14 protein-coding genes and 1 pseudogene are annotated in these 15231 nt (G+C 58.1%); 11 read left to right on the top strand and 4 right to left on the bottom strand.

The genetic code is table 11. The features are described from left to right. The 3 genes and pseudogenes from RDQ42_RS05720 to cysS all read left to right on the top strand — a co-directional run. Positions 1-412: pseudogene (locus tag RDQ42_RS05720) on the top strand (30S ribosomal protein S12 methylthiotransferase RimO); the annotation flags it as partial. A gap of 12 nt (positions 413-424) precedes the next feature. After that, a complete protein-coding gene (gene pgsA / locus RDQ42_RS05715) occupies positions 425-979 on the top strand; it encodes a CDP-diacylglycerol--glycerol-3-phosphate 3-phosphatidyltransferase (protein WP_071427309.1) in 555 nt (184 codons plus the stop codon). 430 nt (positions 980-1409) lie between these two features. After that, complete coding sequence (cysS, locus tag RDQ42_RS05710; protein WP_054330762.1) at positions 1410-2804, top strand: cysteine--tRNA ligase; 1395 nt, start codon at positions 1410-1412, stop codon at positions 2802-2804. Between the two features lie 92 nt (positions 2805-2896). Here the strand turns inward: cysS and RDQ42_RS05705 are convergent, their stop codons facing one another. The 3 genes from RDQ42_RS05705 to RDQ42_RS05695 form a co-directional block, all read right to left on the bottom strand. Beyond that, positions 2897-3331 carry a DUF3592 domain-containing protein gene (locus RDQ42_RS05705; RefSeq protein WP_054330763.1) on the bottom strand — a complete coding sequence of 145 codons (435 nt, stop codon included), beginning with the start codon at positions 3329-3331 and terminating at the stop codon, positions 2897-2899. 126 nt (positions 3332-3457) lie between these two features. Then, a complete protein-coding gene (locus RDQ42_RS05700) occupies positions 3458-4225 on the bottom strand; it encodes a CAP domain-containing protein (protein WP_054330764.1) in 768 nt (255 codons plus the stop codon). A 100-nt stretch (positions 4226-4325) separates the two neighbouring features. After that, positions 4326-4937 carry a pentapeptide repeat-containing protein gene (locus RDQ42_RS05695; protein ID WP_054330765.1) on the bottom strand — a complete coding sequence of 204 codons (612 nt, stop codon included), beginning with the start codon at positions 4935-4937 and terminating at the stop codon, positions 4326-4328. 94 nt (positions 4938-5031) lie between these two features. Here RDQ42_RS05695 and RDQ42_RS05690 point away from each other — a divergent pair, with 94 nt between their 5' ends. The 5 genes from RDQ42_RS05690 (at position 5032) to RDQ42_RS05670 (ending at position 11314) form a co-directional block, all read left to right on the top strand. Continuing rightward, entirely contained in the window at positions 5032-6600 is a 1569-nt protein-coding gene (locus RDQ42_RS05690; protein ID WP_231358594.1) for an amidohydrolase family protein, read from the top strand. 105 nt (positions 6601-6705) lie between these two features. Continuing rightward, positions 6706-7875, top strand: a complete 1170-nt coding sequence (locus RDQ42_RS05685; RefSeq protein ID WP_071427305.1) for an FAD-binding oxidoreductase — start codon at positions 6706-6708, stop codon at positions 7873-7875. 20 nt (positions 7876-7895) lie between these two features. Continuing rightward, entirely contained in the window at positions 7896-9341 is a 1446-nt protein-coding gene (locus RDQ42_RS05680) for an FAD-dependent oxidoreductase (RefSeq protein ID WP_308588429.1), read from the top strand. Then, positions 9331-10122, top strand: coding sequence for a (2Fe-2S)-binding protein (locus RDQ42_RS05675; protein WP_071427303.1), 792 nt, complete (start codon positions 9331-9333; stop codon positions 10120-10122). Before RDQ42_RS05680 ends, RDQ42_RS05675 begins: the two co-directional genes overlap by 11 nt. A 295-nt stretch (positions 10123-10417) precedes the next feature. Further along, on the top strand, positions 10418-11314 hold the full coding sequence (locus RDQ42_RS05670; RefSeq protein ID WP_054330767.1) for an EamA family transporter: 897 nt from the start codon (positions 10418-10420) through the stop codon (positions 11312-11314). Between the two features lie 159 nt (positions 11315-11473). Here the strand turns inward: RDQ42_RS05670 and RDQ42_RS05665 are convergent, their stop codons facing one another. After that, positions 11474-12499: a M42 family metallopeptidase gene (locus RDQ42_RS05665; protein WP_071427302.1), complete on the bottom strand. Its 1026-nt coding sequence runs from the start codon at positions 12497-12499 to the stop codon at positions 11474-11476. A 204-nt stretch (positions 12500-12703) separates the two neighbouring features. Between RDQ42_RS05665 and RDQ42_RS05660 the strand changes: the two genes are divergently transcribed. The 3 genes from RDQ42_RS05660 (at position 12704) to RDQ42_RS05650 (ending at position 15198) form a co-directional block, all read left to right on the top strand. Continuing rightward, positions 12704-13444, top strand: coding sequence for an AAA family ATPase (locus RDQ42_RS05660; protein WP_071427301.1), 741 nt, complete (start codon positions 12704-12706; stop codon positions 13442-13444). A gap of 85 nt (positions 13445-13529) precedes the next feature. Continuing rightward, positions 13530-14237 carry an SIMPL domain-containing protein gene (locus RDQ42_RS05655; protein WP_231358590.1) on the top strand — a complete coding sequence of 236 codons (708 nt, stop codon included), beginning with the start codon at positions 13530-13532 and terminating at the stop codon, positions 14235-14237. A gap of 208 nt (positions 14238-14445) precedes the next feature. Further along, a complete protein-coding gene (locus RDQ42_RS05650; RefSeq protein ID WP_231358589.1) occupies positions 14446-15198 on the top strand; it encodes an NAD(P)-dependent oxidoreductase in 753 nt (250 codons plus the stop codon). The last annotated feature ends 33 nt before the right edge of the window (positions 15199-15231 follow it).

The following is a 15231-nucleotide window of genomic DNA, read 5'->3' as shown; positions in this document are numbered from 1 at the left end:
CCCCGGGGAGACGGAGGAGCAGTTTGAAGAACTGTGCAACTTCATCCACGAGGTGAAATTTGAGCGCCTGGGCTGCTTTACCTACTCCCGGGAGGAGGACACCCCCGCGGCGGAGATGGCGGATCAGATTGATCCGGAGGTGATGCAGCGCCGGGCGGAGGTGCTGATGACCGAACAGCTCTCCATCGCCGAGGAGATCAACAAAACCTTTGTGGGGAAAACCTTCACCGTCATGGTGGAGGATATGGACGAGGAGTCCGGCCTCTATTACGGCCGCAGCTATATGGACGCCCCGGACATCGACACCAAGGTCTATTTCTCCAGCGAGGAAGACCTCTGCCCCGGCGATTTCGTGGAGGTGGTTATCGAAAATTTTGTGGAGTACGACCTTGTGGGCCACATCAAAGAATAAGGGGGGCTGCTGATGAACACGCCCAATAAGCTGACCTTGATCCGGGTAATCCTCATCCCGTTTTTTGTCCTGTTCCTGATGACCGACCTGCTGCCAGCCTCCCAGCTGTGGGCGCTGGCGGTGTTTGCCATTGCCTCCTTCACCGACTTTCTGGACGGCTACCTGGCCCGGCGGGATCAGCTGGTCACCAACTTTGGCAAGCTGATGGACCCCCTGGCCGACAAGCTGTTGGTCACCGCCGCTCTCATCTGTTTTGTGGAGATCGGCCTAGCTCCGGCTTGGGTGGTTATCATCATCATCTCCCGGGAGTTTTTGGTCACCTCCATCCGGCTGGTGGCCGCCGGGGAAGGCAAGGTCATCGCCGCTGACAAGTCCGGCAAGTACAAAACTGCCACCCAGATGGTCTGGGTCTGCTACGCCATCCTTTTGCAGTTTCTGGCCGGGCAGATGGCGCTGCCTTCATTCCTCTGGGGGCTCCATTACGCTTTGATGGCCGCTGTGGTGATCCTCACCGTTTACAGCGGGATGCACTATGTATTGGGCAACCGGGAGTTCTTCGCCCAGTAAAAATTCCCTTGAATTTCCTGTCCCTTTGTGATAAAATAGCTACCAAAGCGGTGGATATTCGATTTATCCCATCCCAAAGGGAATCAGGACAGCCACTGCGGCATATACTAGGAAAATAGACCGATGCAACGACGCGGGAAGAGTACCGCCGACACCCCCTTGGCAGAGAGGAAATGGGACTGCGCTGAAACCGTTTCCAGGGGAGGATGGCCGGGAAGTGCGCCCGAGGAGCACGGGGTGGGAACCGGGAAAGGGATTTCCCCCAGTATCACCCTGCGGGATGGCTTCCCGTTACCACCGCCTGTGGAGTGAAAAACCAGAGTGGAACCGCGAGTCCCCATCGCCTCTGTTTCGGGAGAGATCCCGGAACGGGGCGTTTTTTGTTGGCTGGCAAATGTACCCCGCTGGGGGGAGTTTTTTGGAGGTAATCATGAAGATTTACAACACCCTGACACGGCAAAAAGAAGAGTTTGTGCCCATTGAGCCCGGAAAGGTGAAGATCTACGCCTGCGGCCCTACCGTGTACAACTACATCCATATCGGAAACGCCCGGCCCATCTGCGTCTTTGACACCCTGCGCCGTTACCTGGAGTACCGGGGGTATGAGGTCACCTTTGTGCAGAACTTTACCGACATCGACGACAAGCTGATCAAAAAGGCCGCTGAAGAGGGGATCACCGTCAAAGAGGTGGCCGAGCGGTACATCAAGGAATATGAGGTGGACGCCAAGGGCCTTGGGGTCAAGGAGGCCACCTTCCATCCCCGCGCCACCGAAACGGTGGACACCATCATCGAAATTGTCAAGACCCTGGAGGACAAGGGCTACGCCTATGCCAAAAACGGGGATGTTTACTTCCGCACCAAAAAGTTTCAGGACTACGGCAAGCTCTCCCATATGCCGCTGGAGGAGCTGGACGCCGGAAACCGGATCGATGTCAGCGACCAGAAGGAGGACGCCCTGGACTTTGTTTTGTGGAAGGCTGCCAAGCCCGGCGAACCCGCTTGGGAATCCCCCTGGGGGATGGGCCGCCCCGGCTGGCACATTGAGTGCACCGCTATGATCCACAAGTACCTGGGCGACACCATTGACATCCACTGCGGCGGCAACGACCTGGTGTTCCCCCACCATGAAAATGAGATCGCCCAAGGGGAGTGCTGCACCGGCAAGCCCTACGCCCACTACTGGATGCACAACGGCTTTATCAACGTGGATAACCGGAAGATGAGCAAATCTTTGGGCAACTTCTTTACCACCCGGGAGGTGGCGGAAAAATTCGGCTATGAGCCCATCAAATTTATGATGCTCCAAGCCCATTACCGCAGCCCCATCAACTACAGCTACGACGTCATTGAACAGTGCAAGGCATCCCTGGCGCGGCTGTATAACTGCCGGGAGAATATGGATTTTGCCCTGAAAAACGCCCTGCCCGAAGCTGGGGAAGGGGATGAGGCCTTCTTTGCGGCTATCGACAACCGGGTGGCACAGTTTGTGGAGGCCATGGACGACGATCTGAACACCGCAGACGGCATCGCCGCCCTGTTTGAAATGGCCCGGGAGATCAACACCTACCTGTCTGAGCCCCGGTCCAAAGCCGCAGTAGAGTATGCCGCCAAAAAGTTTGACGAGTTGGCCGACGTGCTGGGCCTTCTGTACAACCGGGATGACGGAAGCTTGGATGCCCAGGTGGAGGAGCTGATTGCCAAGCGGCAGGAGGCCCGGAAGAACAAGGACTTTAAAACCGCCGACGCCATCCGGGATCAGCTGGCCGATATGGGCATCGTGCTCAAGGACACCCCTCAAGGCGTCCAGTGGAGCCGGAAATAACAGTATTTTTACAGATAAAAAAGGGCTGCCAATCGGCAGCCCTTTGCTTTTTAAAAAACAAGGTGGAAAGGGAGAGCTCTTCCTTGTTAAACTCATCCAAAGAAGTAGGCGATGGCACAGGCGGCGGCCGCCATCACTAGACAGCCAGCGCCCATCCGCTGGAAAGAGACGGTGAATTTCTGGGATGCCGATTCCTCTTTGACATAGTAGTTCTGGGGGTTGCCAGGCTGGAAGTACACCGATACCGGGTCGCCGGGTTCAAACTGGGAGGTATACCAGGCGAAGCTGGATTCCACCGTGTATTTCTGCCCTTCTGCGAAGTAGGTGAACACTGGGTAATAGGCAACCTGCCCCCGGCGGTGGGTGCGGGTGTGGATTTCCGCCACGGTACCTGCGGCTAGTTGGGTACACAGCTTTTGGCGGCGCTTTTGATCCCGGGAGATGTTCCACCCCACCAGGAACAGAACAGCCCCTACCAACCCCCAGATCCCGCCAAAGGAGAGGGCGAACATAGTGCTTTGGCTCATTAAAAAATCCTCCTTATCCTATGTGAACTTGGAAAAACGCGCGAAAAACAGCTGGGTGCTTAGGGTTATGAGGAACCCTTCGCTGGGAGCCTGCTGTGTCCCCCAGCCTCAATTCCATCTTTCCCGTCAATCCGAAAAGATGGTGGTGGCGTAGGCGATGGTCATATCCCCCTCCTGGGCCAGGTAGATGCCCACCCCGATTTTGGTGTAGGTGTCCCGCAGCATGTTTTCGTAATGGGGCGGGCTCTCGATCCAGGTGGTGACCCAATAATCCCCATCATAGGCGTAGGTGCCGCTTGGGTCGTTGTACTCTACCGAGGCCAAGTTTTCTCCTGCGTGATGGAAGGCGTACAGAAGGTCCTGGGTCAGCACGGTGACCCAAGAGTCCCCGTTGGGCCGGGTGTGGTCAAAGTGATCGTTTTCATACAGCTCCCGGCTGCGGATGCGGGCTGCCTCCCCTAGGGTGGAGTCGGTCTCCAAGCGGTTGAGGCCGTTGCGTTCCCGCTCGTCGTTAGTGAGCTCGATGACCTTCTTTTCCACCTTGCTCAAAAAGGCGTCACCGCTGGCATATGCGGAAAAGTTTTCCAATTTCTGCTGTTGTTCCATTTCCTGGGCCTTGTGCTCTTCTTCCGCCTTCTGAGCGTCAGCCTGCTGTTCAGCTGCCCGTTGGGCGGCAACCTGTTCCCCTGCGTCCTCCTGTTCCGATTGGTTGGATTCAGAGGAACGTTCCGGCGCAGAGGATGCTGGGCGCTCCTCCAGCTCCTGGAAGGAGGGTTCAGAGGAGGACTCCATGGTACTGGACAGGTCCCCCGGTTGGGAGGGCTCCTCCGCCGGCTGGCAGCCGGCAAGGACCAGCGAGAGGGCGGCCAGCCATATGAGGACAATTCGTTTCAAACACGGTCACTCCTTTCTAAGACGAAGATAGTTGGGGATGGGAAGAGAATACCACCCCTCGGTGACAAAAGGGTGAAAACCGAATCCAGATGATAAGATTTTATAAATCGGCGCAGACGGCACCGGTCAGTTCCGCCAGATAGACGGCTTGTTTTAGGTCGATTTTTGCCTGCTTAAGCCGGCAGGAGAGCATGTCGCAACCGGACAAGGTGGCGCCTCGCAGGTCAGCTTTGTCCAGTTTGGCGGCGGATACCACCGCTTGGGAGAGGTCGCATCCCCGCAGGTCGGCTTCACAGAGGTCACAGCGGGAGAGATCGGCGTGGTCCAGCCGGGCGCCGTCGAACTTCATCCGGGAGAGGTCGCACTCCGAAAAGCAGACATAGGAGTAGCTGCCGCCGGAGAACTGGGTGCCGATTAAGGTGGAACCCATAAAGGAGCTCCCAGTGCATTTACACTGGTGGAAAGAGGCGCAGAACAGGCTGGTGGAGAGAAATTCGCAGTTGATAAAGGCGCTGTTTTGATGGTCGGAGCCGTTGAGCTGGGCCATGGAAAAATCGCAGCTTGTAAACAGGCAGCGCTTGGTGGAAAGGTCGCTCAGTTTACAGCAGCGGAACTTGCAGTGGGAAAAGGTGTAACCGCAAAGATCCATGCCAGAAAAATCCATGCCGGAAAAGTCCTCGTGCTCGTATTGGGTGCAAAGCTCGGTGATCATGGCGGTCCTCCCTGGAATATTTGTTCTTATTGTATCACGAATGCTCTCCCTTCGCAAGGTGGGAATCCCCCCCTGGGGCAAGGAGATGATAAATTTGTCAAACGATGAGAAGGGATTTACAATCCTTGGCAGCTGTGGTACCATAGAAGCATCGGTTGCGACAAAAAACAGGGGGGATGCCAGTAAAAAACTGGCGGGATTTTCCGAAGAATACGGCCTTTTGGCCGACTTTGACAAGGAGGCGGATTTGATGTTTGATTTATTGCTGATCAACGGTTGTGTCATCACAGTGGACAGCGCCCACACCGTCTATCAGCCTGGATATGTGGCAGTGGAGAAGGACACCATTGCGGCTATCGGCCCCATGAGCGACCTTCCTGTTCTGCCGGAGGCGGGTCGGGTCATCGACCTGTGCGGCCATGCGGTTCTGCCCGGTTTGGTGGACGCCCACGGCCACGCTGGCCATTGCCTCATCAAAAACCTGTTTGAATACCGGGACGACTGGGATGATCTGGCGGAGCAGGTCTATTACCAATGCACCGACACCGAATTCTGGCGGGCGGAGGGCTCTCTGGCCGCAGCGGAGCGGATAAAATTCGGCATTACCACCGGCGTTTCCATGGTGGGGAGCACCCCCCGCATCGACATCATCGAGCCGGTGGGGGCTAACCTGGAGGGCTCCAGCCGGGTGGGCATCCGCCAGCTGAGCGGCATCGGCTGTGCCAATGGCCCCTGGCCTAAAAAAGCCCGGGCCTGGAATGGGAAGGAGTACACCGAATCCACCGTCACCCCTAAGATGGCCTACCGTTCCACCGAAGAGGCGCTGAAGGCTTACAATGGCCGCCACCCCTTGGAGACCTGCATCGTCGCCCCCGGCCGGATGGGTTTGCGGCCAGGGGAATCGGCGGAGGACAACATCGCCCACAACAGGGAGATGTACCGTTTGGCGGAGGAATATGGGGTGCCGCTGCACACCCACGCCTTTGCTGGGGATATTCAGTTCCTCTACGACACCACTCCGGAGGTCCTCAAGGTGGGGCTTTCCCTGACCCACAGCACCGGACTCTCCCAGGAGGAGATCGCCATCCTGGCCAAGACCGGGGCCTATGTGTTCCACGGCCCGGCCACCCACTCCAACATCCTGAAAACCTGTCCGGTTTACGAGCTTCTGCAAGCTGGGGCCCATGTGGCGGTGGTCACCGACGGCACCGCCCCCGACCGCAGCTACGACATCTGGCGGGATATGAAGATGCTCCAGGTCTTGCAGCGGGGCCGGTTCCACGACCTGTCCCTGCTGCCCTGCGGCAAGGTGCTGGAGCTGTGTACCATCGAGCCGGCCAAGGCCCTCAAGCTGGATCATTTGATCGGCTCCCTAGAAGTGGGAAAGAAGGCGGACATCATCGCAGTAGATGTGGAACAGCCCCATCTGGCCCCCTTTGGGGATATGCCGGTACAGCGGCTGGTGTACCACGCCATGGGCCAGGATGTGGATTTGACTATTGTAGACGGCGCCGTGGTCATGGAGGGCCGCAAGCTCACCAAGGTGGATGAGAAGAAGATCATCGCCGACGCCCGCGGGGCATACGCCACCATGCTGGAGCGCCTGGGCGACCCGACCGTCACCCAAAATCCCAAATTGTACGAGCTCACCCAGAAAATGTAATCCAATGGGGGAAGAACCAGTGGAACGCCCCGCCTTGGCAGCACCGGGGCTTTCGGGCGTCCAGTGGTTCGCCCAAACAAATAATGATTAGGGGGAAACACAACCATGGCAACCAAACGGGATGCCGTCATCATCGGCGGGGGCATCATCGGCTGTTCCATCGCCTACTACCTGGCAAAAAAGGGAATCCGCCCCATCGTGGTGGAGCGCCGGGGCGTAGGGGAGGGGACTTCCAGCGCCTGTGACGGCTTCATTTTCATGCAGACCAAAAAACCGGGACTTCCATTGACCTTGGCGATGGAGAGCGCCGGCATCTACCAGACCCTTTCCAAGGAGTTGGGGAGCGAGGTCTATTACCAGCGCCCCGGCGGCTTGATTTTGATTGAAACAGAAGAACAGCTGGCCGTCATGGAGGAAGTGGTGGCCAACCAGAAAAAGTGCGGCATGGAGGTGGAGATCATCTCTGGGGACGACGCCCGTAAAATGGAGCCCTACCTCTCCAAGAACATCGCTGCCGCAGCCTACAGCGCCTTAGACGGCCACGCCGACCCCATTGCCACCACCTTGGCCTTTGCCAAGAAGGCAAAGGAATTGGGGGCGGAGTTCTGGACCCACACCCAGGTCACCGGCATCACGGTGAAGAACGGCGCCGTCCGCGGGGTGCAGACCAGCCGCGGGGAGATTGAGACCGAATGTGCGGTGGTAGCCGCCGGGGCATGGTCCCCCTTCATCGGGGAGATGGTGGGCCTGGATGTGCCCATCCGCCCCCGCCGGGGCCAGACGATGGTCACCGAGCCGCTGCCGCCCATCTTCCACAAAGAGCTGCTCTGTGCCCGGTACATCGCCATCAAGCACCATCCTGAACTGGCCAAGGGTTCCGACGACCCCGGCCTGAAGCTGGGGGTGGGCCTCTCTATCGAACAGACCGAACACGGAAACCTGCTCATCGGCAACAACCGGGAATTCGCCGGGTATGATGTCTCCACCAGCTTTGAGGTCCTCCGGGAGGTCTGCAACTATGTCACCCGGTTTGTGCCCTTCCTCAAGGATGTCAACATCATCCGCACATTTTCCGGCCTGCGGCCCTTCTGTGAGGACGGTTCCCCGATTATCGGCGCCACCAAAGCACTGCCGGGCCTGATCTTCGCCACCGGCCACGAGGGGGACGGCATCGCCTTGGCCCCCATTACCGGGGAACTGGTTTCTGACCTGATCAAAGAGGGAAAGACGAAGCATGATATCTCGTCCTTCTCCTACGACCGGTTTATCAAATAGCGGGAGGGAGAAAAGCGACCATGAACCGAATGGAACAACATCCTATCCTCACCTTTGACAAGGGGAGGAAGGTCACATTTACTTTTGAAGGCAAAACCCTGGAGGGCTACGAAGGGGAGTCGGTGGCGGCGGCGCTCCACGCAAACGGCGTGCGGGTACTCCACGAAAGTGAGGTCAAACACCGGCCCCGGGGCCTTTTCTGCGCCATTGGCAACTGTTCCTCTTGCCTGATGAAGGTGGACGGCGTGCCCAATGTGCGAACCTGTGTGGAGCCCCTTCGGGAGGGGCTGCGGGTGGAGCGGCAGGAAGGCCATGCCCATCCCAAGCTGGATGTGGAGATCGAGAGCCGCCTTGGGGAAAGACGCAACCTGATCGAAACCGACATCCTAGTGGTGGGCGCGGGCCCGGCTGGCATGTGTGCCGCCATTGAGGCCGCCAAAGGCGGGGCCAAGGTCATCCTGGTGGAGCGAGGCCAGAAGCTGGGCGGCCAGCTGGTGAAGCAGACCCATAAATTCTTCGGGTCGGAGAAGCAGCAGGCCGGCACCCGGGGCATCACCATCGCCGAAGGTTTGGAGAAGGAGATCGCCGCCAGCCCCAACATCGAACTATGGGTCAACACCTCCGCCTTAGGGTATTATGCAGATGGCATCGTCATGGTGGAGCGGGATCACCAGGTGGAGGGCATCCTCCCCAAGCGGGTGATCGTGGCAACCGGGGCCTTTGAGAAGAACCTGGTATTCCCCAACAACGACCTGCCCGGCGTCTACGGCGCAGGCGCGGTACAGACCCTGATGAACCTGGAAGGGGTGCTCCCCGGTAAGGACGTCATCATGATTGGCGCGGGGAACATCGGCCTCATCGTCAGCTACCAACTGCTCCAGGCCGGGGTCAATGTCAAGGCGGTGGTGGAGGCCGCCCCCCGCATCGGCGGGTATGAGGTCCACGCCGCCAAGCTGCGCCGGGCCGGGGTGCCCATCCTCACCAGCCACACCGTCTCTTACGCCTATGGCGAGGGGAAGCTGGAGGGCGCGGTCATCCACCAGCTGGATGAAAAGTGGCAGCCCATCCCCGGCACTGAAAAAGATATCAAGGCCGATATTATGTGCATGGCAGTGGGCCTTTCCCCCCTGGTGGAGCTCTTCTTCCAGGCAGGGTGCGAGATGAAGTTCGTCCCCGAGCTGGGGGGCTATGTCCCGGCTCTGGACGACTGCCGCCGCACCAGCGTGGGGACCATCTATGCCGCCGGCGATGCCAGCGGTGTGGAGGAGGCCTCCAGCGCCATGCTGACCGGCAAGATTGCCGGGTTGTCCGCTGCCAATGACCTTGCAGCCGTCGATGGATTCGAGGAAAAATTCGCCGATTACCAGGGCCAGCTCCAGATGCTGCGCCAGGGTCCGGGCGGAGCAAAGATCCGCAGCGGCGTTGAGAAACTGAAGGAAGGGAAGTGCGTTGACTATGCCAAATAGCCATGCCATGGAAGTGGAACAGAAAGTGCGGGAGCGCCTGCCCTCCCCCGAACGGCGGAAACAGGGCCCTTATGCGGTGTTTGAGTGCTTCCAGTCCATCCCCTGCAACCCCTGCTACACCGCCTGCAAATTCGGCGCGGTGAAGCCTTTGACCGACATCAACGACCTGCCGGAGGTCTACTACGATAAATGTACCGGCTGCGGCCTGTGCATGACCGCCTGCCCGGGCCTTGCGGTTTTTGTCATCGACGAGACCTATTCGGAGGACAAGACGGTGGTCCGCATTCCCTATGAGTTCCTCCCCCTGCCCCAGGTGGGGGATACCGTCGACGCGGTGGACCGGGACGGCCAAGTGGTGGGAAAAGCCCAGGTGGTCAAGGTGCAGAAATTCCCCAACAAGACCTCCATCGTCTCCTTGGCGGTGGACAACAGCCTGGCACAGACTGTCCGCGGCATGAAGCTTGCGGTTACCGAGGGCAACGGGGCATTCTCCGCTCCCCGGTGCAAAGGCTGCGGGGAGAGCATCGTCTGCCGCTGCGAGGACATCTCTATGGAAGAGCTGCTGAAAACCATCGGCGACGGCAACTTGACCCTCAATGAGGTGAAATTGGCAACCCGGGCCTCCATGGGCCCCTGCCAAGGCAAGACCTGTATCTCTCTGATTATGAAGGAACTTTCCACCGCTGCGGGAAAGCCGGTGGAGGAATTGGGCGGCCCGCGGTACCGGGTGCCGGTGAAGCCGGTGACCATCGGGGCTATCCGGGGGGATCGCTCCAAGTAAAACCCCAATATTTAAGCAGCGGCATGGCTATGGGGCCATGCCGCTGCTTCCTTTTTGAAAGAGTATCGAGGATGAATTCGTCAAAAAGACGGAAAAACCATAAAAAAATTGGAACAAAACTCTTTTTCCAACAGGTAGAATGTGCTATAATATCAAACTGGACTGCCGCAGAACCTTTGCCGGCAGGTGCGGAAAGGAAGGGGCGTATTGTGGAGACGGCCCTTCCAAGACCAAATCAGGCGGGTTGCTTCTGCCCGCCCCCGCCAATATCCTAATTTTTGGAGGTACTTGACCCATGTGGCTACTCTTTTCTCTGTTTTCCATCCTTGCCTGGAGCGGCTCCGATCTCTTTTCCAAACTGGGTTCCCGCCCCGACGATTCCTACAGCCATTGGAAGATGGTGATGGCAGTCGGCCTGGTGATGGGCGCTCACGCCATCTTTGAAATGACCATTGGCGGGGTGGACTTCGACTGGAACAGCGTGATGATCTACCTGCCGGTCTCCGCCCTATATATCCTCTCGATGATCTTCGGCTATGCCGGCCTCAGATACATCGAGCTTTCCATCTCCTCCCCCATCTGCAATTCCTCGGGGGCGATCACCTCGCTGCTGTGCTTCTTTGTCCTGGGCCAGAGCATGACCGGCCTCCAGTTTGTGGGCGTCACCCTGGTGTGCCTGGGGGTCATCGGCTTGGCGGCGCTGGAGCGCTCCCAGGCGGTGAAGGAGACGGTGGACAGCGGGGAGGAGGTCCCCTCCAAGTACTCCAAGAGCTTCTTGGCGGTGCTGTTCCCCATCCTGTACTGCATCATCGACGGCCTGGGCACCTTTGCCGACACGGTGGTGCTGGACAGCGGTATGCTGGCGGAGCGCCAGGCCAACATCGCCTATGAGCTGACCTTTTTGTGCATGGGCATCGCCGCTTTCATCTATGTGGTGCTGATTAAGAAACAGCCCCTGACGGTGGAGCGGGAGCGGCCCAAACTCCTTGCCGCCCTCTGCGAGACCGCCGGCCAGTTCACCTATGTGTTCGCCATCGGGGCCAACGCCATTCTGGCGGCTCCCACCATCGCCTCTTACAGCATCTTCTCGGTGCTGTGGTCCCGCATCTTCCTCAAGGAGAAATTGACCCCCAAACACTATGCCATCATCGGCATGGCAATGGTGGGCATCTTCATCCTTGGCATGGAATAATCAAATGGAAAAAATCCCCTCTCCTTCGATACGCACCAATAAAGAAGTTTCAGGCCGCCGATGGAATCGGCGGCCTGAAACTTTGAAGGGGCGCAAAGGAAACCAACCATTGGAACCGAGAAGATGCGCCCCTTGTGGAGGGGGGATTTTTTGCTGCAATTACAAGGTGTAGGCGCGGATCAGGTCGTAGGTGGCCTGGACCCCTTCCAAGTGGGTGCGCTCGTAGCCGTGGGAGACATAGACCCCCGCCCCGATGAGGGCGTGGCGCAGGTCGTGGCCGGCTGCCAGGGCGCTGTCGGCGTCACTGCCATAGAAGGGGTAGACGTCGGCTGCGTAGGGGATGCCCTTCTCCTTGGCAAGGGCGATGAGCCGGCTGGTCATCTCATAGTTGGAGGGGCCATTTTTGTCCTTGACGCAGATGGAGACCATGGTCTCATCGCACTCCAGGCCGTCGCCCACGCAGCCCATGTCCACGCAGAGCATCTCGGTGACACCGGCGGGGATGGATGCGGCGCCGCCGTGGCCCACCTCCTCAAAGACGGTGATGTGCAGGTAGGTGGGCCGGGCGGGGGTGAGATTCTCCTCCCGGAGGGATTTGGCATAGCCCAGCAGGATGGCCACGCTCAATTTGTCGTCCAGGAAACGGCTTTTGATGTATCCGCTGGCGGTGCGGATAAACCGGGGATCAAAGCATACAAAATCCCCGTTTCCAATGCCCAGGGCCTTGGTCTCCGCCTTGGACTTGGTCTTTTCATCAATGACCACCTCGGTGGTGTCAAAGGTGCGCTGGATGGTCTTGTAGTCCTCATTGACGTGAACCGATGGGTTGATCAACTGCAAGGTTCCGTCGTAGACTTTGCCCCCCCGGGTGTAGATGCGGCAGGTTTCGGCCTCGCCATTGTTGGCTTGCATACCGCCCACCGGAGAGAGGCGCAGCCGGCCGTTCTCTTTGACTTCGGCCACCATGGCGCCCAATGTGTCGATGTGGGCGCTCATGAGAAGGCCCTCCCCCTCCTTGCCGCCCAGGGCGCAGAGGACACCCCCTTTGGCGGTCTGCTGGGGCTGATAGCCCAGGCGGGTCAGTTCTTCTATGACATACTGGGCCGCCTTGTGGGTAAAGCCGGAGGGGCTGTCGATGGAAATCAGGTTCTGGAGCTGTTCCAGGATATAGTCGGTTGTGTTCATAGGATACCTCTCAATTCTGTATTTGGGGAGGGGAGCTCCCCACTCCCCCTTAGTATATCATAAAACCAGCACAAATCGGAAAAATCTCGGTGCCGGTATGTGGCAGGAGGGGCGTGCAAACAATCCTTCCAATTCACCCCTGGGGCGGAAAGGTGACATCAGCCCGGATGTGTGGTAATCTAAAGGAAAAGGAGGGGAAGGAAGATGACAAGCCGGTATTTAAACAAGCTGCTTCTCCACTGGGAACGGGTGGAGGGGGAGCCCTACTTCGCCAGCATCCCGGCCATCCGGTCGCTGAAAGAGCTAAATTTCCCCAGCAATGTCACCTTTTTTGTGGGGGAGAACGGCACTGGGAAATCCACTTTGCTGGAGGCCATCGCAGTGGAGTACGGCTTCAACCCAGAGGGGGGAAGCCGGAATTTCAACTTCACCACCCGGGACAGCCACTCGGATTTGTACCGCTGCATCTCCTTTCATAAAGGGCCAGTGCGGCCCAAAGATGGGTTCTTCCTACGGGCGGAATCCTTTTATAACCTGGCCAGCCAGGTGGATGAGTATGCTTCCGTCCCCGCCAGGGGCAATTTTTACCAGAACTATGGGGGGAAGTCCCTCCACCAGCAATCCCATGGGGAGAGCTTTTTCTCCCTCCTGAAAAACCGGTTTTGGGGCAATGGCCTCTACCTTCTAGATGAGCCGGAATCCGCCCTCTCCCCCCAGAGGCAGCTGGCGGTGCTGGCCCTTCTGTATCAACTGGGCCAGGAGGGTTCCCAATTGATCATCGCTACCCACTCCCCCATTCTGTTGGGGCTGCCGGAGGCTGCCATTTACTCCTTTGATGGGGAAGCTGTCCATCCGGTGTCCTATGAAGAGACTGAGAGTTACCAGGTTACCAAAATGTTCCTCACCCGCCGGGAACAGATGCTGGAGGAACTGCTGCGGCAATGATTATTTTGGAGGTAAGGAAAAATCTGCCGGTTTTTTGGCACTGAATAGATGAACCAAAAAATCGGGTCAGAAAGGGGAATATATTATGAAAAAAGCAATACTCGCCCTTGTGCTGGCAGGGGCTCTGGTGATGTCTCTGGCGGGATGCGGGGCGCAGCCCCAAGGGGCAGCCGCCCCGCAGACGGTGACGGTCAATGGCACCGGTGAAGTGGAGGCCGTCCCGGATATCGCCATCCTGAATTTGGGGGTGGAGTCTCAGGGAGACACAACAGAGGCGGCCCGAAATGCCAACACAGAATCGGTCAATGCCACCATTGAAGCAGTGAAGGAGCTGGGCGTGGCCGAGGAGGATGTGCAGACCTCAAACATGTACTTAAATCCCAACTATGGAGAGTCCGGAAAGGTCACCGGCTATCGGATGCGCGTGAACATGAAAATCACAGTGCGGGATATTTCCAAGGTGGGGGAGATCATCGATGCTGTTGTCGCCTCTGGCTCCAATACCATGAGCCATATCTCCTACGGAATCAGCAACGAAAGCGATCTTTATGGGCAAGCTCTGGAAGCCGCAGTAAAAAGCGCTCGCCTCACAGCGGAAAAATTGGCGGCTGCCGACGGCCGAACCGTGGGCAAGATGATCTCGGTCACCGAGTACGGCTCCGGCGTAACAGTCAAAGCAAATCCGGAAACTGCTGGAGCGAACAGAACACCGGCTTATGATAGCTCTACCACTGTAATGGCGGGGACCGACATCATTTCTGCCCGGGTAGAAGTGGTATTTGAACTGCAATAGAGGTGAGTGCCCAGTTAAGGGATTGTTCGCATGAGGAAACGATAGAAGCAGCGCGGCGTGGAACGATACAGCCGCGCTGTTTTTGTCTTTGGGGGAGGATTCCAAAACGCCCCTTCGGAGGAGTTCATCTGCCGGGAGTTTTTTCTTTACAAAGCTGCTGGCAAGTGGTAAGCTGTAACTAACATAAATAAATTGGAGGGCATGCGTCATGAAATTTTTGATCATCGGAAACGACAAACGGTACGATTATCTGGCACGGGAACTGGTGAGCAGCGGCCATTCCCTCATCGACACGGCAGGGGAAGCAGAGGTGGTGGTGCTGCCTATGCTGGCCTGTGCCGATGGGGTGCACATCACCGGCACCGATCTCGTCTTGGAGGAGTTCCTACAACAGGTGCCGAAGGGTGCTGTCGTGTTCGGAGGCATCGACCGGGAGGGCATCATCAACTATGTCAAAGCGCCCAGCCTGCGGGTGTTCAACGCCATCCCCACCGCAGAGGGGGCGATTGCCCTGGCCATGGAGAACTCGCCCAGGACCATCTGGCAGAGCAACTGCCTAGTGGTGGGCAGCGGGCATATCGGCAAATACCTGGCGGGCAAACTGCGGGATATGGGGGCCAATGTGACCCTCTCCATGCGCCGGGATGAAGATGCCGCTTATGCCGGGATGTGTGGTTTCCAGCCGGTGAAAACCGGGGAAATTGCAAGGGTGATGGGAGAGCAGGATATCATCTTCAACACCGTCCCCGCCCGGGTGCTGGGGGAGGAGGAGCTCTCCCAAATCCGCAGCGATGCCGTCCTCATTGAAATTGCCTCCACCCCCCACGGCTTTGACATTGACAAGGCCAAAGAGATGGGTGTCCAGGTGGTGGTGGGCTCCAGCCTGCCCGGGACTATGTCCCCCATGACGGCGGGAAAGATCATCGCCCAGGTCCTCACCAGCCTGTTGGCAGAAAGATAGGGCCTTAGGGAGACGCTAGATCGGAAGATTTTG

This window comes from uncultured Merdimmobilis sp. (assembly GCF_902471145.1).
In the GTDB taxonomy this organism is placed as follows: domain Bacteria; phylum Bacillota; class Clostridia; order Oscillospirales; family Ruminococcaceae; genus Merdimmobilis; species Merdimmobilis hominis.
The sequence above is the reverse complement of the archived record's forward strand: the minus strand, read 5'-3'. Positions and strand labels throughout refer to the sequence as shown.

Bases quoted from the DNA above. Each gene is read 5' to 3' on its own strand.
- pgsA (WP_071427309.1), top strand. From the start codon at position 425: ATGAACACGCCCAATAAGCTGACCTTGATCCGGGTAATCCTCATCCCG.
- cysS (WP_054330762.1), top strand. From the start codon at position 1,410: ATGAAGATTTACAACACCCTGACACGGCAAAAAGAAGAGTTTGTGCCC.
- RDQ42_RS05705 (WP_054330763.1), bottom strand. From the start codon at position 3,331: ATGAGCCAAAGCACTATGTTCGCCCTCTCCTTTGGCGGGATCTGGGGG.
- RDQ42_RS05695 (WP_054330765.1), bottom strand. From the start codon at position 4,937: ATGATCACCGAGCTTTGCACCCAATACGAGCACGAGGACTTTTCCGGC.
- RDQ42_RS05685 (WP_071427305.1), top strand. From the start codon at position 6,706: ATGGCAACCAAACGGGATGCCGTCATCATCGGCGGGGGCATCATCGGC.
- RDQ42_RS05680 (WP_308588429.1), top strand. From the start codon at position 7,896: ATGAACCGAATGGAACAACATCCTATCCTCACCTTTGACAAGGGGAGG.
- RDQ42_RS05675 (WP_071427303.1), top strand. From the start codon at position 9,331: ATGCCAAATAGCCATGCCATGGAAGTGGAACAGAAAGTGCGGGAGCGC.
- RDQ42_RS05670 (WP_054330767.1), top strand. From the start codon at position 10,418: ATGTGGCTACTCTTTTCTCTGTTTTCCATCCTTGCCTGGAGCGGCTCC.
- RDQ42_RS05665 (WP_071427302.1), bottom strand. From the start codon at position 12,499: ATGAACACAACCGACTATATCCTGGAACAGCTCCAGAACCTGATTTCC.
- RDQ42_RS05660 (WP_071427301.1), top strand. From the start codon at position 12,704: ATGACAAGCCGGTATTTAAACAAGCTGCTTCTCCACTGGGAACGGGTG.
- RDQ42_RS05655 (WP_231358590.1), top strand. From the start codon at position 13,530: ATGAAAAAAGCAATACTCGCCCTTGTGCTGGCAGGGGCTCTGGTGATG.
- RDQ42_RS05650 (WP_231358589.1), top strand. From the start codon at position 14,446: ATGAAATTTTTGATCATCGGAAACGACAAACGGTACGATTATCTGGCA.